Origin of the sequence: Pseudomonas silensiensis, assembly GCF_050434865.1 — a bacterium.
Lineage (GTDB): Bacteria > Pseudomonadota > Gammaproteobacteria > Pseudomonadales > Pseudomonadaceae > Aquipseudomonas > Aquipseudomonas fluorescens_W.
Genome location: NZ_JBNDJH010000005.1, coordinates 324,402 through 342,709, shown reverse-complemented (window position 1 = coordinate 342,709; position 18,308 = coordinate 324,402). Strand labels below are relative to the sequence as shown.

20 protein-coding genes are annotated in these 18,308 nt (G+C 61.0%); 8 read left to right on the top strand and 12 right to left on the bottom strand.

From position 1 onward, the window contains the following. Positions 1-10 precede the first annotated feature (10 nt). Positions 11-280, bottom strand: a complete 270-nt coding sequence (locus QF010_RS10125; protein WP_033060295.1) for a DUF4242 domain-containing protein — start codon at positions 278-280, stop codon at positions 11-13. A gap of 180 nt (positions 281-460) precedes the next feature. On the opposite strand from QF010_RS10125, the gene QF010_RS10120 reads away from it, so the two are divergent. After that, positions 461-1,453 (top strand): AraC family transcriptional regulator, encoded by a 993-nt coding sequence (locus QF010_RS10120; protein ID WP_429533053.1) that lies wholly within the window; start codon positions 461-463, stop codon positions 1,451-1,453. Between the two features lie 9 nt (positions 1,454-1,462). Here the strand turns inward: QF010_RS10120 and QF010_RS10115 are convergent, their stop codons facing one another. The 3 genes from QF010_RS10115 to QF010_RS10105 form a co-directional block, all read right to left on the bottom strand. Beyond that, the gene (locus tag QF010_RS10115) at positions 1,463-2,674 is read right to left on the bottom strand and encodes a cytochrome c biogenesis protein DipZ (RefSeq protein ID WP_033060291.1); all 1,212 of its coding nucleotides are present in this window, start codon (positions 2,672-2,674) and stop codon (positions 1,463-1,465) included. Between the two features lie 235 nt (positions 2,675-2,909). Beyond that, the gene (locus QF010_RS10110) at positions 2,910-3,122 is read right to left on the bottom strand and encodes a hypothetical protein (protein WP_429533052.1); all 213 of its coding nucleotides are present in this window, start codon (positions 3,120-3,122) and stop codon (positions 2,910-2,912) included. A gap of 48 nt (positions 3,123-3,170) precedes the next feature. Next, complete coding sequence (locus QF010_RS10105; RefSeq protein ID WP_429510378.1) at positions 3,171-3,434, bottom strand: DUF2790 domain-containing protein; 264 nt, start codon at positions 3,432-3,434, stop codon at positions 3,171-3,173. 305 nt (positions 3,435-3,739) lie between these two features. On the opposite strand from QF010_RS10105, the gene QF010_RS10100 reads away from it, so the two are divergent. Next, on the top strand, positions 3,740-4,480 hold the full coding sequence (locus QF010_RS10100) for a response regulator (protein ID WP_033060285.1): 741 nt from the start codon (positions 3,740-3,742) through the stop codon (positions 4,478-4,480). Further along, positions 4,477-5,778 (top strand): sensor histidine kinase, encoded by a 1,302-nt coding sequence (locus QF010_RS10095; protein WP_033060283.1) that lies wholly within the window; start codon positions 4,477-4,479, stop codon positions 5,776-5,778. The genes QF010_RS10100 and QF010_RS10095 overlap by 4 nt, the downstream gene beginning before the upstream one ends. 45 nt (positions 5,779-5,823) lie before the next feature. Here QF010_RS10095 and QF010_RS10090 read toward each other — a convergent pair whose 3' ends face one another. From QF010_RS10090 to QF010_RS10080, 3 genes are read right to left on the bottom strand one after another with little or no spacing between them, the layout of a single operon-like run. Further along, the gene (locus tag QF010_RS10090) at positions 5,824-6,234 is read right to left on the bottom strand and encodes an SRPBCC family protein (protein ID WP_429533051.1); all 411 of its coding nucleotides are present in this window, start codon (positions 6,232-6,234) and stop codon (positions 5,824-5,826) included. Between the two features lie 26 nt (positions 6,235-6,260). Beyond that, positions 6,261-7,058, bottom strand: a complete 798-nt coding sequence (locus tag QF010_RS10085) for an SDR family NAD(P)-dependent oxidoreductase (protein WP_033060280.1) — start codon at positions 7,056-7,058, stop codon at positions 6,261-6,263. A gap of 2 nt (positions 7,059-7,060) precedes the next feature. Next, positions 7,061-8,077, bottom strand: coding sequence for an aldo/keto reductase (locus QF010_RS10080; RefSeq protein ID WP_429533050.1), 1,017 nt, complete (start codon positions 8,075-8,077; stop codon positions 7,061-7,063). A gap of 118 nt (positions 8,078-8,195) precedes the next feature. Between QF010_RS10080 and QF010_RS10075 the strand changes: the two genes are divergently transcribed. Then, positions 8,196-9,095: a LysR substrate-binding domain-containing protein gene (locus QF010_RS10075; protein ID WP_429510383.1), complete on the top strand. Its 900-nt coding sequence runs from the start codon at positions 8,196-8,198 to the stop codon at positions 9,093-9,095. Between the two features lie 54 nt (positions 9,096-9,149). Beyond that, complete coding sequence (locus tag QF010_RS10070) at positions 9,150-10,070, top strand: LysR substrate-binding domain-containing protein (protein ID WP_429533049.1); 921 nt, start codon at positions 9,150-9,152, stop codon at positions 10,068-10,070. Here QF010_RS10070 and QF010_RS10065 read toward each other — a convergent pair. From QF010_RS10065 to QF010_RS10050, 4 genes are all read right to left on the bottom strand, one after another. Next, positions 9,991-10,587, bottom strand: a complete 597-nt coding sequence (locus tag QF010_RS10065) for a DinB family protein (protein ID WP_429510385.1) — start codon at positions 10,585-10,587, stop codon at positions 9,991-9,993. The two genes, QF010_RS10070 and QF010_RS10065, sit on opposite strands and share 80 nt — an antisense overlap. A 244-nt stretch (positions 10,588-10,831) precedes the next feature. Beyond that, complete coding sequence (locus QF010_RS10060; protein ID WP_429533048.1) at positions 10,832-11,950, bottom strand: NAD(P)/FAD-dependent oxidoreductase; 1,119 nt, start codon at positions 11,948-11,950, stop codon at positions 10,832-10,834. A gap of 16 nt (positions 11,951-11,966) precedes the next feature. Next, positions 11,967-13,280 (bottom strand): MFS transporter, encoded by a 1,314-nt coding sequence (locus QF010_RS10055; protein WP_046055814.1) that lies wholly within the window; start codon positions 13,278-13,280, stop codon positions 11,967-11,969. A gap of 115 nt (positions 13,281-13,395) precedes the next feature. Beyond that, positions 13,396-14,184 (bottom strand): SDR family oxidoreductase, encoded by a 789-nt coding sequence (locus QF010_RS10050; protein WP_429533047.1) that lies wholly within the window; start codon positions 14,182-14,184, stop codon positions 13,396-13,398. A 384-nt stretch (positions 14,185-14,568) separates the two neighbouring features. Here QF010_RS10050 and QF010_RS10045 point away from each other — a divergent pair, with 384 nt between their 5' ends. The 3 genes from QF010_RS10045 (at position 14,569) to QF010_RS10035 (ending at position 17,196) form a co-directional block, all read left to right on the top strand. Then, positions 14,569-15,735, top strand: coding sequence for an iron-containing alcohol dehydrogenase (locus QF010_RS10045; RefSeq protein ID WP_429533046.1), 1,167 nt, complete (start codon positions 14,569-14,571; stop codon positions 15,733-15,735). A gap of 12 nt (positions 15,736-15,747) precedes the next feature. Beyond that, the gene (locus QF010_RS10040) at positions 15,748-16,062 is read left to right on the top strand and encodes an NIPSNAP family protein (protein WP_046055817.1); all 315 of its coding nucleotides are present in this window, start codon (positions 15,748-15,750) and stop codon (positions 16,060-16,062) included. Positions 16,063-16,212: 150 nt separating this feature from the next. Continuing rightward, the gene (locus QF010_RS10035) at positions 16,213-17,196 is read left to right on the top strand and encodes a cyclase family protein (protein ID WP_429533045.1); all 984 of its coding nucleotides are present in this window, start codon (positions 16,213-16,215) and stop codon (positions 17,194-17,196) included. Here QF010_RS10035 and QF010_RS10030 read toward each other — a convergent pair. Next, entirely contained in the window at positions 17,189-18,121 is a 933-nt protein-coding gene (locus tag QF010_RS10030) for a LysR family transcriptional regulator (protein ID WP_429510391.1), read from the bottom strand. The two genes, QF010_RS10035 and QF010_RS10030, sit on opposite strands and share 8 nt — an antisense overlap. Between the last annotated feature and the right edge of the window lie 187 nt (positions 18,122-18,308).

Sequence of the window (18,308 nt, the reverse complement as noted above, 5' to 3'; positions counted from 1 at the left end):
GCAACCCGGCTTATTCGGCCGTGGTGGGATCGATGATGGCCGTGACCTGGGAAATGCGGTTGGCCGGGAAACCGCTCTGCCTGGCGTGTTCCTTGATCAACTCTTCGTTGGGCGCGATGTACACGCAGTAGAGCTTGTCGCCGGTGACATAACTTTGCTGCCACTGCACCTCTGGCAAGTCGCGCAACGTCCTGCAGGACTTTTGCGAAGCCGCTTTCAAATCCCTTTCTGACAGTGTTCCAGCACCCGGAATCTCGCGTTCTATAACGAACTTAGGCATGGCAACCTCTCATTCTTGTTATTGATGACAGGGTCGGCAGACCCTGTGTGCCAACTATCGCGCCGGGCAACGCTGGCGTCCTGCCCGATCGTCGGCCAACCCTGCCCGATCGTCCGGAGATTTCACGGTTTGCGGCCACAGGCTCACAATCGAAAGAATCTGCCCGTACGGGAAAACCCCATGGACGCCCTGTCCCAGACGCTGCGCGTCGTCCGCCTGGTCGGCGCGATTTTTATCAATGCCAGGTTCACCGCCCCCTGGTGCTACCAATCGCCGAGCGCAGACACAGCGGCGCCGTTTCTGGAGCCCGGCGCCGAACGCGTGGTGATCTTCCACTTGATCACCGAAGGCGAGTGTTACGTCGAACTGGGTGATGATCCCCCGCTCCTGCTGACGGCTGGCGACGTGGTGGTTTTCCCCCAGGGAGACGCCCATCGCATGAGCTCACAACCTGGGCTCGCGCCTGCCACCGGTGCGCGGCTGGACGTGGTGCTGGCGCGGCGTCCACGGCAATTGAGCTATGGCGGTGGTGGCGCGGTAACACGGTTGGTGTGCGGCTATCTGGCGTGCGATACCCGTCTGGCCGGCATGTTGCTGACCGGGTTGCCGGCCATCGTCAGGGTCAATGTGCGCGGCTCGAATGCCGGTATCTGGCTGGAATCGTCGGTCCGTTATGCGCTGGCCGAAGCGCGCTCGCCCCGCCCCGGCGGCGAAGGTGTGCTGGCGAAACTGGCCGAGGTGTTGTTCATCGAGGTGCTGCGCCTGTACATGCACGAACAGGGCGAAGGTCGCACCGGTTGGTTGGCGGGAGTGAGCGACCGGATCGTTGGCGCCGCCCTCAACGCCTTGCACAAAAAACCGTGTCACGCCTGGACGCTGGATGAACTGGCGCGCACTGCCGGCACTTCAAGGTCGGTGTTGGCGGAGCGCTTCCAGCAGCTGGTGGGAAGTTCGCCGATGCAGTACCTGACGCAATGGCGGATGTTGCTGGCGGCCAACCTGTTACGCAGCAGTAACAGCTCGTTGATGCGGATTGCCGAAGAGGTGGGCTACCAGACCGACACGGCGTTCAGTCGGGCGTTTCGTCGAGAGTATGGAGCGCCACCGGCGGCGTGGCGGCGCAGTCAGGAGAAAAAACCAATGGCCCACGGCTCACAGCCTGTGAGCCATTGATGTGAAGCGTTACGCAGCGGGTGCTTTAGCCTCTTCCAGCAACTGCTGAATCACTTTCTCCTGAGTCTCGTAACTGCCTTCACCGAAGTGGGTGTAACGCACCTGGCCCTTGGCATCGATCAGGTAGTGAGCCGGCCAGTACTGGTTGTCGAAATTGCGCCAGATCGCGTAGTTGTTGTCGATGGCCACCGGGTAAGTGATGCCGAGCTTTTTCACCTGATCCTTGACGTTGTCGATGATGCGCTCGAAACCGTATTCAGGGGTGTGGACGCCGATCACCACCAGGCCATCCTTCTCGTATTTCTTCGCCCAGTCCTTCACGTACGGCAAGGTGTGCTGGCAGTTGATGCAGTCGAAGGTCCAGAAATCCACCAACACCACTTTGCCTTTCAGGGACTCGTTGGTCAGGGCTGGCGAGTTAAGCCATTGCACTGCGCCGGCGATTGACGGCATCGCGCCTTTGGCGTTGTCCATGGACGATTCTGCGTTGACCTTGCTGACGAAGTAATCGACGACTTTCGGTACGGTTTCCAACACACTTTTCTCGATGCTGCTGACGCCTTCGGACGATGTGCCGGCCAGCAGTGTTTTGTCGGCACCGGTGGAAATCACCGCCGCAGCCGCCAGCACCGCAACCCCCGTACCACGACGCAGCCAACCGGTGACCGGGATCGACGCTTTCAGGCGATTGACCAGGCCGCGACCGGCGAAGATCAAGGTGCCCAGGGACAATGCGCTGCCCAGGCCGTACGCCACCAGTAACAGGCTGGTTTGAGCGTTTGCGCCTTGCAGCATGGCTCCCGTGAGGATGACCCCGAGAATCGGCCCGGCACACGGTGCCCAAAGCAGACCGGTGGCAACACCGATCATGAGCGAACTCAACGGGCCGGACATTTTGCGGGTGTCCGGATCGAGGCGGTTGCCCAGCGCCACGAAGGGACGGGCCAGCCAGTCACCGACACGGGCGGAAATCAGCGACAGGGCGAACAGCACCATCACGATCAGCGCTACGTGGCGACCGGTGTTGTTGGCCTGTACCACCCACTCGCTGCTGACCACGGCCAGGCTGGAAATCAGGGCGAAGGTCAGGACCATGCCGCCAAGGGTGAGCAGGATCGAGGAACGAGTACGTTTAACACCGGCGAACAGGAACGGCACGACCGGGAGGATGCAGGGGCTGAGGACGGTCAAAATGCCGCCCAGGAAAGCGATGAGAAACATGGCTGTCACCTTAAAAATGGTGGTTAGGATTCGAAATCCACCCCTCACCCTAACCCTCCCGAAACGTCGGACCGCCCCAGAGGGGCGAGGGGGTTGATTGAGTGGTTTGGCAGAAACTCCGCGACCTGCGATTACGAGTCGAACTCAGATTTTGAAAAGCATGGAGATCTACCCCCTTTCCCCCTCTCCCCCATGGGGAGAGGGCTGGGGTGAGGGGTGGTTCTCACTGACACCCTCAAGCAGTCTGGTTACCCAACAACTGCCCCTGCGGAGTCCGGCTACCACCGTTCTCTACCAGGAAGGCGTCCCCACCCTTCTCCCCCACCGGCGTCAATTGAAAGCAAGTCGCGCTGCCACAGCTTTTTTGTTCAACAGCAGCGTTGGCATGGGCAGCGGCGCCAGCCACGGAGAAGGCAATGGCAGTCAAAAAGCGGGTGACGTTGATCATGATGTTCTTCCTGTTTCAATTGGGATGGGCGATGGGTCAGCGCAGCAATCAGTTGTCCGAGTTGCAGCCATCAGCAAATTTGCGATAGTCCAGGACCTGGGTTTTGTTATGGGAGTCCAGGTAAGTCAGCTGGGCATCCACAACCCCGCAGGAAGTCGAGGCGTCCTGTGTCAGCGACACCACTTTCTTGATGTCCAGGTGCGTGCCGTAGGTGTAGGTTTTAGCGGAGACATCGGCTTCGGCGCGGGCCGACAAGGTGCAGATGTTCAGGGCGGCAAACAGGCAAGCGGCGTAGACGGCTTTGGTGTTCATGGCGGTTTCCTCAAGGCTTCAATAGGTCAATCGTTGATTGGGCCGAGGCGACTTGATTTGCCTCGATGGAACCTATTAGAAGCTCGCGAGGTATCCCGACTGTGTCGGGAACAGGCGCGTGTAAATCGGTACGTATCAAAACCGGGCCGGGATACACAGCGATACAAAAGCACTGAAAATGGGTGTTTTTGCGTCCACGTGTATCCGCCGATATGCCAGATACACTGCAATACAAAGGACTGCGGGCGAGCGGGCCAAGGCTCGATAGACTGCGCGACATCCCCCACCTACAGAGGCCTGGCCAAATGGAACACGTCGATCACATTCTCATCGTGGACGATGACCGCGAGATCCGGGAACTGGTAGGCAACTACCTCAAGAAAAACGGCCTGCGCACCACCGTCGTGGCGGATGGACGGCAGATGCGCACGTTTCTGGAATCCACGCCGGTGGACCTGATCGTGCTCGACATCATGATGCCGGGCGACGATGGCCTGATGCTGTGCCGTGAGCTGCGCGCCGGCAAACATAAGGCCACGCCGGTGCTGATGCTCACCGCGCGCAACGACGAAACCGACCGCATCATCGGCCTGGAAATGGGTGCCGACGATTACCTGGTCAAGCCATTCGCCGCCCGTGAACTGCTCGCCCGAATCAACGCCGTGCTGCGCCGCACGCGGATGCTGCCGCCCAACCTGGTGGTCACCGAAAGCGGTCGCCTGCTGGCCTTCGGACGCTGGCGCCTGGACACCTCGGCCCGGCACTTGCTCGATGAGGACGGCACGATGGTCGCGCTCAGTGGCGCGGAATATCGGTTGCTGCGGGTGTTCCTCGATCATCCTCAGCGAGTGCTCAATCGCGATCAATTGCTGAACCTGACTCAAGGCCGCGATGCCGACCTGTTCGACCGCTCCATCGACTTGCTGGTCAGCCGCTTGCGCCAGCGACTGCTGGACGATGCCCGCGAACCGGCCTACATCAAAACCGTGCGCAGCGAAGGCTATGTGTTTTCCTTGCCGGTGGAAGTCCTCGGGGCACCGTCATGAATCTCGCGATGCGCTGGCCCCGCACCCTCGCCTCGCGACTGTCGCTGATCTTCCTGATCGGCTTGATTCTCGCGCAGGCGCTGTCTTTCGGCGCGCAGTACTACGAGCGGTACGAAAGCACGAAGAACACCATGCTGGGCAATCTGGAAACCGACGTCTCGACCTCCATCGCCATCCTCGACCGCTTGCCGGCCGAAGAACGCATGAGCTGGCTGCAACAACTGGATCGACGTAACTACCGCTATTTATTGAACGAAGGCTCGCCGGGCATGCCCATGAGCGATTCGCCAATTGCGATGACGTCGATCAAAGAGGCCATCGGCAAGGATTACCCGATGACGGTGACCGACATCCCCGGGCCGGATAAACATTTTCAGGTCCACCTGAAACTGGCGGACGGCAGCCCGGTGACCATCGACGTGCGACCCTCGATGGTGCCGTTGTCGCCGTGGTTACCCATCGTGTTGCTGGGGCAACTGGCACTGATGCTCATCTGCACCTGGCTGGCCGTGAGAATCGCCATCCGCCCCCTCACCCGCCTCGCCCAAGCGGTAGAGACCCTGGACCCCAACACCCACGCGGTGCACCTGGACGAAAAAGGCCCGACCGAAGTCGCGCATGCCGCCATGGCCTTCAATTCGATGCAGGCGCGCATCGCCGCTTACCTGAAGGAGCGCATGCAACTGCTGGCGGCGATTTCCCACGACCTGCAAACCCCGATCACCCGCATGAAACTGCGCGCCGAATTCATGGACGATTCAGCCGAGAAAGACAAACTCTGGAATGACCTTGGCGAGATAGAACACCTGGTGCGCGAAGGCGTGGCCTATGCCCGCAGCGTTCATGGCGCCACCGAAGAAAGTCGTCGCACCAATCTGGATTCGTTCCTCGACAGCCTGGTGTTCGACTATCAGGACATGGGCAAAGACGTGCAGCTCGGCGGTAAAAGTGACGCGGTGATCAACACCCGGCCGCACGCCTTGCGGCGAGTGCTGGTGAACCTGACGGACAACGCGCTGAAGTTCGCTGGCGCCGCCGAATTGTGGGTGGAAGCGAAGGCTGACGGCAGTTTGTCGGTGAAGGTCATGGACCGCGGTCCGGGGATTGCCGAGGAGGAATTGGCCCAGGTGATGGAACCGTTTTATCGCGTGGAGAACTCACGTAACCGCAGCACCGGCGGGACCGGGTTGGGGTTGGCGATTGCACAGCAGTTGGCGTTGGCGATCGGGGGATCGTTGACGTTGAGTAATCGTGAGGGCGGTGGGTTGTGCGCGGAGCTTAGATTGCCGGCTCAGTGACTGATCGTTCCCACGCTCTGAACGTGGGAAACGATCAGTTCAGGGTCAGGCCGGGTAGTTGGCGCGCAACGCCTCCAGGCCACCCTGATAGATACCGGTAAACAGCGCCGCCACTTCCTCGTCACTCACACCGACAGGTGCAAACCGCCCAGACCAGGTCACTCGCGCGCCCTGCCCCTGCGCTTCAACACGGATAGTCGACAGATAGTCAGTCGCCGGAAACGGCGCCTGCAAAATTGAATAGCTGTAAGTCTTCCCAGCGTTATCAAACGCCTCCAACCGCTCAACCACCACCGCCCCGTCCGCCGTTTGCAAGCTACGCACCCGGCCGCCTTCACTCAGCTCGCTTTTGGGAATAAACGGCAGCCAGTCCGGCAGCGAGTCAAAGCCGCCAATCAATTGCCAAACCTGGTCGGCGGTCGCCGGGATGTCGATGAATGCTGATGCTGTAGCCATGAAATTTCTCTCTCAATCAATAAGGTTCAGATTGCCAAGCTGTCGACGACGCCGCCGTCGACCCGCAAAGCTGCGCCAGTCGTCGCCGAAGACAGCGGCGAGGCGATATAAGCCACCAGATTCGCGACCTCCTCGACATCCGCCACGCGCTGGATGATCGAACTCGGCCGGGCCTTGCGCACGAAGGCGTCGGCTTCTTCCCGAACACTGCGCCCGGATTCGGCGGTGGCGTCCTTGAGCATCTGCTCCAGCCCATCGGTCAACGTCGGGCCAGGCAGGATCGCATTGACCGTCACCCCGGTGCCCGCCAGCCGCTTGGCCAGACCATGGGACACCGCCAGGTTGGCGCTTTTGGTCACGCCGTAATTGAGCATGTCGGCCGGGATCGCGATCCCGGATTCCGAGGACACGAAGATCACCCGACCCCAACCCTGCTTGACCATGTCTGGCACGTAATGCCGTGACAGGCGCACGCCGGAGATCACGTTGACCTCATAGAAGCGCGTCCACTCGCTGTCCGGTGCGTCGAAGAAATCCACGTCGTTGAAGATCCCGAGGTTGTTCACCAGGATGTCCGCTCGTGGTTCGGCGGCGAACAACAACTCGGCGCCTTCGGCAGTGCCCAAGTCAGCGGTCAGGCCACGCAGTTGCGCGCCCGGCACGCTCTGGCGAATGCTCGCCAGCGCCTGTTCGACCTTGGCCGTCTCGCGGCCGATTACCACCACCGTGGCGCCAGATTCGGCCAGCGCCTTGCTGATGCCCAGGCCAATGCCGGCGGTGCTGCCGCTGACGATGGCGAGTTTTCCAGTCAGATCGATTTTCATGCTCAACCTCCAATAATCGGCAAGGGTGCGCGTTCAGACACCAGTTTCGCGTCGCGCATTGCCTGCCAGAAAACAGTGGGAATGACGGCCGACATCGCGGCAACGTCTTCAGCAATCCGGTCCGGACGGCTGGACCCCGGGATCACCGCCGCTACGGCCGGGTTAGCCAACGAGAACTGCAAAGCAGCCGCCTTGATGTCGACACCATGCGCGGCAGCAATTCGCTTGATGTGCTCGACTTTGTTGATGATCGCCGGGCTGGCCTTCTGGTATTCGAAGTGTGTACCACCGGCCAAAATGCCCGAGCTGTAAGGTCCACCGACCACGATCTCGACGTTCTGCGCCAGCGCGGCGTCCATCAGACGTTGCAAGGCACGATCGTGGTCGAGCAGCGTGTAGCGACCCGCCAACAGAAAACCGTCTGGCTGGGCTTCGGTCAGATCCAGGGTCAGTTCGCACGGTTCAACCTTGTTCACGCCCAGGCCCCAGCCCTTGATCACGCCTTCTTCGCGCAAGCGGGTGAGTACTTTGAAGGCGCCGGTGCGGGCCTGATTGAAGTATTCCAGCCATTGATCGCCGTAGAAGTCCTGGGCGATGTCATGCACCCAGACGATGTCCAGACGATCGGTTTGCAGGCGCTTGAGGCTGTCTTCGATGGAGCGCATCGTCGCGTCGGCGCTGTAGTCGTTGACGATCTTGTTCGGGCGACCGTGTTCGAACACGCCACTTTTTTCGCCCAAGTCGCGGGCTGCGGCGTCTTCGACTTCATCAAGGATCACCCGGCCGACTTTGCTGCTGAGTACATAGTCATCCCGGTTGTACTGAGCCAGCGCGGTGCCCAGACGAATTTCCGACAGGCCCGAACCGTAAAATGGTGCGGTATCGAAGTAACGCACGCCGGCATCCCAGGCAGCGTGCACGGTGGCCATCGCCTCTTCTTCAGGAATGGCGCGGAACATGTTGCCCAATGGGGCGGTACCGAAACCGAGGGTGCCAGGTAGTTTGTCTTTCAAGCTCATGGGTTTTTCCTCTTGAGTGTCAGGGGTCATCAGAGGTGACCGTTGAGCAGATGCTAGATTGCGATGGTCGGACCGTCCAAGACATAATGTGCAGCACTTGAGTCCCTATAGGTCTGACATGATCGACATCCGCCAATTGCGCTACTTCGTCGCCGTCGCCGAAGAAGAACACGTCGGTCGCGCCGCCGAACGCCTGCACATTTCCCAATCGCCCCTGAGCCGGCAGATCGCCCAGCTCGAAGAGCGCCTGGGCCTGACCCTGTTTGAACGCAGCCAACAACGCATTCGCCTGACCCGCGATGGCCAGACTTTCCTGGCCGAAACCCGTGCCCTGCTGACCCACGCCAATCGCCTGGAATCCCTGGGCAAGCGCCTCGGTCGTGGTGAAGAAGGCGGCTTGTGCATCGGCTACATCGAAAACGCCATGCACGCCGGCGTCTTGCCGAATGCCTTGCGGGTACTGCGGGTCGACCGGCCGAACGTCCACGTCGCGCTGTACAACCTCAATTCCGCCGAACAACTCGAAGGCCTGCGTCAGCGTAGTCTGGATATCGCACTGGTCAGCGAACCGCCCGTCGCCGACGACCCGGACCTGCTGGGTTTTCAGGTGCTGGACGATCCGATGCTGCTGGCCCTGCCCCAGCACCATCCTTTGGCGAACCACTCAACCCTGACCCCGGCAGACCTGGCCGATCAGGAATGGATCGGCGTGCAACCCCGCCAGGACGCCGCCAGCCGCGACGACTTCGTCAGCGCCTGCATCCGCGCCGGTTTCACCCCGGACATTCGTATGGAAGCCACTGAACCGTTTACCGCGTTGGGATTGGTGGCATCGGGGCTGGGCATCGCCATGATCCAGAAAGGCCTGAGCCGCAATGCACCGCCCGGCGTGGTGCTGCGGGAAGTGCCATGGATTTCCTTCACCACGCCGCTGTGGGCCGCGTGGCACCGGATCAATTTGCGACCGCTGGTGGAAACGTTCAGGAAAGTGCTGACGGAACCGGGTCCGCCCACATGATCGTTCCCATGGTGCTTTACTGAAAAGATCCCGAAATCCTGCGAGTAACCCCGCATGAACCGCAACGACCTGCGCCGCGTCGACATGAACCTGCTGGTGATTTTCGAAACCCTGATGTTCGAAAAGAACCTGACCCGGGCCGGGGAGAAGCTGTTTCTCGGTCAGCCCGCCGTCAGTGCCTCACTGGCCAAGTTGCGCGACCTGTTCGACGATCCGCTGCTGGTGCGTAACGGTCGCGTGCTGGAGCCGACCCAGCGAGCCCTGGCGATCCTCAAGGAGTTGCAACCAGCAATGGACACCATCTCCGGCGCGGTCAGTCGGGCCAAGGATTTCGATCCATCCACCAGCCGCGATGTGTTTCGCATCGGTCTGTCCGACGACGCCGAATTCGGCCTGTTTCCACCGCTGCTCAAGCAAATACGCGAAGAGGCGCAGAACGTGGTGGTGGTGGTGCGTCGGGTGAATTTCCTGCTGATGTCGTCGATGTTGGCCAGCGGGGAGATTTCCGTCGGGATCAGCTACACCACGGAGCTGCCGGCCAACGCCAAGCGCAAGAAGTTGCGAGACCTGAGCGTGAAGATCCTGCGCGGCGACAATCGTCCCGGCACCCTGACCCTGGACGAATACTGCGAGCGTCCGCACGCGCTGGTGTCGTTTTCCGGGGATTTGACCGGTGCCATCGACAACGACCTCGCGCGCATCGGCCGCTCACGCCGGGTGGTGCTGGCGGTGCCGCAATTTGCCGGCCTGCGCGCCTTGCTGGCCGGCACCGATATGCTGGCCACGGTGCCGGACTACGCGGCGTGCGCGCTGATCGAAGGCAGCAGCCAGCTGCGTGCCGACGACCCGCCGTTTGACATCAACCTGTCCGAACTGTCCATGGTCTGGAACGGGGTCAACGATAACGATCCGGCAGAACGTTGGTTGCGCTCGCGAATTTCGCAACACATGTCGGCGCCGCTGCCGGTGCATTGAGCGATTGGAAAGCAGCCGGGTCGGTCTCACGCAGGTACACCGGCAAGTCAGTGACCGGCGGCATGACCGGAATCTCGAAATACATCTGGATCACCCAACCGCGGTGATAACTGGCGTGATTGACCACATGCATCAGGATCGCGCCGGCGCTCATGATGCCGCTTTCCCCCGAGACAAAGCTGAACTCGACGGGTTTATCCAGCGAGGCATCGGTCTGCCGTTCGCTCCAGTCGCAGTACCAGTGATCGATGTCCTTTTGCGCCTGGCGCAGCTCGGCGAGTTCGGGATGCAGCAAATCGTGTGACGTCTTGAAGCCGTGCCCTCGGCCTTCGAGGTGAGCCTGCCAGATGCAGTCCACCACGTAGATGTGGTTCAGGGTGCCGATCATGTTCTTGAACACCGACACGCGCTCTTTATTGACCTCACCCGGTGGCAGTGCGGTCAGGCTGTCAAAGAGGCGTTGATTGGCCCAGCGTTTGTAATCGGCAAGCATGCGGGCAGTGCGTACGTTAATCATCGCAGGTCTCCCATTGTGATGGGCGCACTGCCAAGCATAGCCCTCAGGGCGAACGGCATTGCAAACGCTGATTACCGGTCACTTCGCCACAACACGACCCGCGTAGCAGCTGTCGAGCAACGCGAGGCTGCGTTCGGCTGCGAAGCAGTCGTGAATCCTGTGCACGCGGTTTGTCTGAGACACCGCAGCGTATGGTTTAGCGACGGCTTCGCCGCCGAACGCAGCCTCGCAGGCTCGGCAGCTGCTACATAAGTCGTGGTGTGGCTAGTATCGTCGTCACCCGATCTGCCAGCGCCAGGCAACTGGTCAGCCCCGGTGACTCGATGCCGAACAGGTTCACCAGCCCCGGCACACCATGCTCGGCCGGACCACTGATGACAAAGTCGGCTGCCGGTTCGGTCGGCCCGGTGATTTTCGGGCGGATGCCACTGTAGGCCGGTTGCAGACTGTTATCGGGCAATGCCGGCCAGTAGCGCCGGATCGCCTGGTAGAAGCCATCGGCTCGGCGTGGATCCACACGGTAATCGACCTGATCGACCCATTCGACGTCCGGCCCGAAGCGCGCCTGACCGCCCAGGTCCAGCGTCATGTGCACGCCCAGCCCCGCGCTTTCCGGGGCCGGGTACACCAGATGCCGGAACGGCGCACGACCACTGAAACTGAAATAGCTGCCCTTGCACAATCGTGCCTCGGGAATGTACTGCGACGGCAAGCCTTCAATCCGGCTCGCCACCTCAGGCGCGGACAGTCCGGCGCAATTGATCAACTCACGGCAACTCAAGGTCATCGGTTGGGCGCCGCCCATCTGCAGTTCGAAACCTTGCTCGGTGCAACGGGCCGACGCCAGCGGCGTATGAAAAACCAGCGACGTGCCGCTGGCCTCGGCATCCGCCTGAAGGGCCAGCATCAGGGCATGGGAATCGACGATCCCGGTGGACGGCGACCAGAGCGCAGCGACGCAGGACACTGACGGCTCAAGTTCCCGTGCCTGTACGGCGTCCAGCCATTGCAAGTCATCAACGCCATTGCGCCGGCCCTGCTCCAGCAACGTTCGCAAGGCCGCGCACTGACTGTCATCGGTGGCAACGATCAGCTTGCCCAGACGCCGGTAATCGACGCCGCGCTCATCGCAAAAAGCGTAAAGGCGTTGCTTGCCCTCCACGCACAATTGCGCCTTGAGGCTGCCGCTCGGGTAGTAAATGCCGGCGTGGATCACTTCCGAATGGCGCGAGCTGATGCCCACGCCAATGCCCTCGCCCGCCTCAACCAGGATCACCTCCCGCCCGCTGCGGGCCAGGGCTCTGGCGACCGCCAGCCCGACCACCCCGGCCCCGACCACCACGCATTCGATATCGACGCTCACCTGCCCTCCGCTCCTTTCACGCCAGCCCTCGTTCCCGATAATCGATCAGGCTGGAGAATATCGCCAGCAGCAGGGCCATGACCACGAAGAAGATCAGCACCAGGAAATACGACCCGGTGAACTGCACGATCAGCCCGATCAGGATCGGCACGATCACCCCGGCCATGTTCCCGCAGAAGTTCATGGTGCCGGCCAGTACACCGGTTTTCGAAGTGCCACCGAGGATCGACGGAATGCACCAGTACATCCCGCACCAGCGAATGAAAAACATCGCCACGCAGAGCAAGCCGATCGCTTTGCTGGCCTCGCTCGCATACGCCACCGCCAGCATGCACAGGGCCGCCACCAGCGCCGAGCCGCTAAACATGCTGCGCATCACGAGGTTTGGCGAAGCGCCGCTGGATTTCCATTTGTCCCCCAGGTAACCGCCGACCAGCTCGCCGACGAAACCGCACATGAAGATCAGGAACGTCGCCCCGCCCATGCTCGAAATGTTCAAGCCGTGGGTCTGGTGCAGGTAGCTCGGCATCCAGGTCAGCAGTCCGTAGAACACGCTGAGGATGCAGCAGTAACCGGCGAACATTGCCAGCACCGAGCGATCCTTGAGCAGCTCCTTGAGAGGAATGCTGGTGACCGCGCCGGGTTGGCTGACTTTGATATTGCCCTCGGTGATGTGCGCCAGTTCCGCCGCATTCACCCCTGGGTGTTCGCTGGGATGGTTGCGGATGTATTTCCAGGCCAGCACGCCGGCGAGCATGGTACCGATGCCCGCGATCACGAAAGCGATGCGCCAGGAGTCGAACCAGCCGATCAGCCCGGCAATGATGATCGCGCCGAAGGCACTGCCCAGCGGTGCGCCGCCATCGACCAGCACCGCGCCGCGCCCGCGTTCGTTAGGGGTCAGCCAGGCGCCGTTGAGCTTGGCCCCGGCCGGCATGATCGGCGACTCTGCAATGCCCAGGCCCATGCGGGTGATCAGCAGCGTGATCCAGTTATGCGCACCGGCGGCCAGGGCCTGAAAGGCGCCCCAGGCGACGGTCGCGATGACGATCACACGGCGAGTCTGAAAACGATCCAGCAGCATGCCGCCGGGAATCTGCATCAACGCGTAGGACCAGAAAAACGCGCTGAGCATCAAGCCTTCCAGCGCGGGCGGAATCTGGAACTCACTGGAAATCAGCGGCAAGGCCACCGACAGCGAGGCGCGGTCGATGTAATTGATCGCGGTCAGCAGCAACATGATGAGGAAGATCCGCCAGCGCACGCTGGTCGGACGCTCGGTGGCAGACGCGGCGGTCAGCCGCAGTGTTTCGGCACTCGGATTGTTCATGAGGGGCGCTCTTTATTGTTGTGGATGCAAGCGGCCCCACTCTAATCACGCACCCGACAGCTGAATAATGAGGGGATCTGATGGGGGGATCACCAATCGTCATCCCCCCAATCGATCAGAACGTACCGGGGTAACTGCCGCCGTCCAGCAACAGGTTTTGCCCGGTGAGGAAACCGGCGTGGACGCTGCAGATAAACGCGCAGTAGGCGCCGAACTCGTCGGGCTGGCCGAAACGCTGGGCCGGCACGTGTTTGCGTCGCTGCTCGCTGATGCTCTCGACCGTGGTGCTGTTGGCTTCGGCGGCGGCACTCAGGGTTTTGTGCAGGCGCTCGGTCTCGAACGGACCTGGCAGCAGATTGTTGATGGTGACGTTATGCCCGGCCAGCCGCGACTGACGCGCGAGCCCGGCGATGAAACCGGTCAGCCCGCTGCGGGCACCGTTGGACAGACCCAGCACATCGATCGGCGCCTTCACCGCGCCAGACGTAATGTTGACGATGCGCCCGAAACCGCGCTCGGCCATGCCGTCGACGCAGGCTTTGATCAGCTCGATGGGCGTGAGCATGTTGGCATCCAGCGCCTTCAACCAGTCTTCGCGCTGCCAGTCGCGGAAGTCACCCGGCGGCGGACCGCCAGCGTTATTGATCAGGATGTCTACCTGCGGACACGCCGCCAACACCTGCTCGCGCACCTCAGGCGTGCTGATGTCCCCGACCACCGTGCGCACTTCAATGCCCGGTGCCAGTTGGCGTAATTGGTCGGCGGCGGCTTGCAGCGTTTCATCGCCGCGAGCGTTGATCACCAGGTTGACGCCTTCCTTCGCCAAGGCTCGCGCACAGGCCAGACCCAGACCCTTGCTGGCGGCGCAGACGATGGCCCAGCGGCCTGAAATAGCCAAATCCATGATGGTGCTCCTGTTGGTTGTGAGTTGAGGAAGACTGTGTGCGGTTAGAGTGAAGTCGTGGTGTTTCTGGACTTTGCACCTGGCTTCGGAACCAGCCCTCACCCTAGCCCTCTCCCGGGGGGAGAGGGAACTGACCGAGGTGTTTAGTCGATGTGCTGCGACCTGAAATACCGTGTCGAACTCAGGTTTTGAAAGCACTGAAGATCGGCTCCCTTTTCCCTCTCCCCCGTGGGGAGAGGGCTGGGGTGAGGGGCTGGATCTTGAAGCCAGCACACCCCTTCCGACAAGTGATGACAAACAGTGATCCCCAGATCAGACCTTTTCATTATCAGCCGCCTCCCCCGCTTATTACTGTCTCCAGACCAATAAGAACCGGAGACACCCATGAACCCGTTCCAGTTTTATTTCCCCACGACCCTGAAAAGCGGCACCGGTCTGGTACGTCAGGCCGGTGCGCTGCTCAAGCCGCATGTTCGAAAAAAACTGCTGGTGGTCACCGACGAAGGGCTGATGGCGTCGGGCGTGATGGAAGGTTTTTTCACTTCGCTGGCCGAGAGTGACATTCACTACGAAGTGTTTTCCGGTGTCGAACCCAACCCCACCACCGACGTGCTGGAACGCGCCGTGGCGTTCCTGAAAAACCACGACTGCGATTCGGTGATCGGCGTCGGTGGCGGCAGCAGCATCGACACCGCCAAGGGTGTGGCAGCCATGGCCACCAACCCCGGCAACATTCTCGACTACGAGGGCTACGACAAACTGCTGCACCCGCCTCTGCCGATCTTTGCCATTCCGACCACCTCCGGCACCGGCAGCGAATGCACGGCGTCCACGGTGTTCACCAACACCAAAACCCTGTTCAAGACCGTGATCATCAGCCCGGCGCTGTTTCCGAAACTGGCGATTCTCGATGCAGAACTGACGCTCAAACTGCCGCCGTCGATCACCGCTGCCACGGGCATGGACGCGTTGACCCACGCCATCGAATCCTACGTGTCGAAGCAGGCCAACCCGGTCAGCCAGGCCCTGGCGCTGCAAGCGATCAAGATGATCTGCACGCACCTGCCGAAAGCGTTTTTCAGCGGCTCCGACCTGCACGCCCGGGAACAGATGCTGCTCGGTTCGTTCCTCGCCGGCGTCGCGTTCGCTCAATCGAAACTGGGCAACGTGCATGCGATCTCCCACACCTTCGGCGGCGTGTTCAACATTCCCCATGGCATCGCCAACGCGACGCTGCTGCCCTACGTCATCGAATACAACCTGGCGGCCTGCCCGGAGTTGTTCCGCGAAATCGCCATGGCCATGGGCGAGAACGTTGACGGCCTGAGCGTTGCCCGCGCCGGGCACAAAGTGGTGGAACACGTGGTGGCGTTGAACAAGGCCATCGGCATTCCCGACAACATCAAGGACCTGGGCGTGGACCTGGACTACATGCCGCAAATGGTCAGCGACTCGATGCGCAGCGGCAACGTGCTGGTCAATCCGCGCCTGACCACCGCCGCCGACATCGAACGAATCATCAGCAACGCCTGGCACGGCATTCATTCCTAAGAGACGACTCCCATGTTTTACGAAATGCGCACCTACACGATTCAAATCGGAAAAATGCAGACCTACCTCAAGCACTTCGAAGAAACCGGCCTGCCGGTGATCTCCCGCTACACCACGCTGGTGGGCTGGTGGTACACCGAAATCGGCGAGCTGAATCAGGTCATCCACATCTGGGCCTACGAGAGCCTCGATGACCGGATCAAGAAACGCGCGGCGCTGTATCAGGATCCAGACTGGCTCGAAGGCTTCGTGCCGAAAGCATTCCCGATGCTGGAAAAGATGGAATCGAAACTGCTGATCGCCGCGGATTTCTCCCCCATCAAATAATCCCCTGACCACCACCGACTTCTGTAGGAGCGAGGCTTGCCCGCGAAGGCGGAGTGTCAATCGACATCATCGTTATTGACACTCCGCCTTCGCGGGCAAGCCTCGCTCCTACCGGGGCGGGTACGTCTGTTAATTCCCAAGGACAACCTCATGTGCGACCACAATCCCAATAACACCGCCGCTGACCGTTCTCCCGACATCAAAGCCTTGCTCGAAGGCCTACCGACCAACTGGGGCAAATGGGGGCCGGACGATGAAGTCGGCGCCCTGAATTACCTGCAAAGCGCAGAAATCCTCCGGGGTATCGCCTCGGTCCGCCAAGGCAAGACCTTCACCCTGCAAGTGCAGATCGGCCACCCCAAAGGCGAACCGTTGTGGCCCGGCCGACGTCCGTCGATGCGGGTCAACGTGCTGGACAAGGGCCATTTCCTGGCCGGCAAGACCCACTTCGACGGCCATGTGGAATACGCCGACGACGTGATTTTCATGCACCTGCAAGGCTCGACCCAATACGACGCGCTGGGCCACGTCTGGCACGACAACAAACTGTGGAATGGCTACGACGCCATGAGCACCATCGGCAGCATGGACAAGGCCAGCATCCTGCCGATTGCCGAACGCGGGATTGTCGGGCGCGCGGTGTTGATCGACATGGCTCGCCATCGCGGCAAAGCGGTGCTGGACAAGGGTGAAACCTTCACTCACCTGGACCTGCTGGCTGCGGCGAAAGCCCAAGGCATCGAGATCCAGAAACGCGACATCCTGATCATCCGCACGGGCTGGATCGGCTCGTTCTATGAGCGTGAACCGGAAGAGTTCTACAAGGACTTCGCCGAGCCGGGCCTGACCTTCAGCCGCGAGCTGGTGGAGTGGTTTCACCAGATGGAAATCCCCAACCTGGTGACCGACACCATGGCCAACGAAGTGGCGGTCGACCCCACCTCGGGCGTGCTGATCCCGCTGCACAATGCCTTGATGCGTAACCTCGGCGTGACTTTCACCGAAGTGGCGATGCTCGATGATCTGGCCACAGATTGCGCCGCAGACGGTCAGTGGCAGTTCCTCTACACCGCCGCGCCGTTGAAGGTCGTTGGCGGCACGGGTGCACCGGTCAATCCGATCGTGATCAAGTAATCAGGTCCTGCTGCAGTTCGTTGATCAGCAGGGTTGCCGCCGGAGACAAGTCGGCGCCGGCCCGGCTGATCACGCCGTAAGGCTCGGTCAATGCGCGCATCGACACCGGGAGCTTTACCAGCAAATCGAATTGCTCGCAGAACCTGGCCACTTCCACCGGAATCACCGCCAACAAGTTAGGGTCTTGTTGCACCAACAAAATGGTGGCGAAAATCGACGAGGTTTCCAGCGGATAACGCGGAGTCCCCAGCCCGGCCTCATTCAGCTCACGTTCCAGGGTCTGACGCATCGGCATGTCTTTGGGATAGACCACCCAGCGGTAGTCGCTCAACTGCGACAGCTGCAAAGACTCGGCACTGGCCAGTGGATGGTCCTTGCTGGCGACCACAGCCAAAGGTTCTTCACTCAGTTCGATGCAGTCATAAGCGTCCGAGCGCTGGCCGACGCTGGTGCGACAAATCGCCAGGTCCAGCCGTCCCTGATCCAGCAACCCGAGCAACGCGGCGCTGGTGTTTTCCACCAGTTCCACCGACAGCTCTGGCTGCTTCAAGCGCAACTCGGTCAGGGCTCGTGTCAGCAACGGCACCGCTCCCATGATCACCCCCACCGAGAGCCGCCCGCCCTGGCCTTGCATGATGCTGAGCATTTCTTCGCGCAGGTGCTCGACATCGCTGTAGATCAACCGCGCATAACGAATCATGCAACGGCCCATTTCGTTGGCCACCAGACCTTTGGGCTGACGTTCGAACAGCGGCATGCCGAGCAACGATTCGACTTCATGCAACGCCTTGGTGGCGCCGGACTGGGAAATTGAAATCTTCTCGGCGGCCTTGTGCAAGGAGCCGCGATCATCCAGCGCGATCAACAAACGCAGTTGTTTGAGGCGCAAGCGTGCAGCGATGCTGCAAAGGGAAGGAACAACCATATCCGTGTGTTCTCGATTCAAGAGCCGTTGTTTTTCGTAGGAGCAAGGCTTGCCCGCGAAGAACGATCACGCGGCGTGTCAGGCCTGACGCCATCGCGAGCAGGCTCACTCCCACAGGGTCCGGTGTCGGCCACAAATCTCGCGAACAACATAAAACCAATGTAGGAGTGAGCCTGCTCGCGATGGC

Bases quoted from the DNA above. Each gene is read 5' to 3' on its own strand.
- QF010_RS10105 (WP_429510378.1), bottom strand. From the start codon at position 3,434: ATGAACACCAAAGCCGTCTACGCCGCTTGCCTGTTTGCCGCCCTGAAC.
- QF010_RS10090 (WP_429533051.1), bottom strand. From the start codon at position 6,234: ATGGCTACAGCATCAGCATTCATCGACATCCCGGCGACCGCCGACCAG.
- QF010_RS10055 (WP_046055814.1), bottom strand. From the start codon at position 13,280: ATGAACAATCCGAGTGCCGAAACACTGCGGCTGACCGCCGCGTCTGCC.
- QF010_RS10035 (WP_429533045.1), top strand. From the start codon at position 16,213: ATGTGCGACCACAATCCCAATAACACCGCCGCTGACCGTTCTCCCGAC.
- QF010_RS10125 (WP_033060295.1), bottom strand. From the start codon at position 280: ATGCCTAAGTTCGTTATAGAACGCGAGATTCCGGGTGCTGGAACACTG.
- QF010_RS10050 (WP_429533047.1), bottom strand. From the start codon at position 14,184: ATGGATTTGGCTATTTCAGGCCGCTGGGCCATCGTCTGCGCCGCCAGC.
- QF010_RS10085 (WP_033060280.1), bottom strand. From the start codon at position 7,058: ATGAAAATCGATCTGACTGGAAAACTCGCCATCGTCAGCGGCAGCACC.
- QF010_RS10110 (WP_429533052.1), bottom strand. From the start codon at position 3,122: ATGATCAACGTCACCCGCTTTTTGACTGCCATTGCCTTCTCCGTGGCT.
- QF010_RS10030 (WP_429510391.1), bottom strand. From the start codon at position 18,121: ATGGTTGTTCCTTCCCTTTGCAGCATCGCTGCACGCTTGCGCCTCAAA.
- QF010_RS10095 (WP_033060283.1), top strand. From the start codon at position 4,477: ATGAATCTCGCGATGCGCTGGCCCCGCACCCTCGCCTCGCGACTGTCG.
- QF010_RS10075 (WP_429510383.1), top strand. From the start codon at position 8,196: ATGATCGACATCCGCCAATTGCGCTACTTCGTCGCCGTCGCCGAAGAA.
- QF010_RS10120 (WP_429533053.1), top strand. From the start codon at position 461: ATGGACGCCCTGTCCCAGACGCTGCGCGTCGTCCGCCTGGTCGGCGCG.
- QF010_RS10080 (WP_429533050.1), bottom strand. From the start codon at position 8,077: ATGAGCTTGAAAGACAAACTACCTGGCACCCTCGGTTTCGGTACCGCC.
- QF010_RS10045 (WP_429533046.1), top strand. From the start codon at position 14,569: ATGAACCCGTTCCAGTTTTATTTCCCCACGACCCTGAAAAGCGGCACC.
- QF010_RS10070 (WP_429533049.1), top strand. From the start codon at position 9,150: ATGAACCGCAACGACCTGCGCCGCGTCGACATGAACCTGCTGGTGATT.
- QF010_RS10065 (WP_429510385.1), bottom strand. From the start codon at position 10,587: ATGATTAACGTACGCACTGCCCGCATGCTTGCCGATTACAAACGCTGG.
- QF010_RS10040 (WP_046055817.1), top strand. From the start codon at position 15,748: ATGTTTTACGAAATGCGCACCTACACGATTCAAATCGGAAAAATGCAG.
- QF010_RS10115 (WP_033060291.1), bottom strand. From the start codon at position 2,674: ATGTTTCTCATCGCTTTCCTGGGCGGCATTTTGACCGTCCTCAGCCCC.
- QF010_RS10100 (WP_033060285.1), top strand. From the start codon at position 3,740: ATGGAACACGTCGATCACATTCTCATCGTGGACGATGACCGCGAGATC.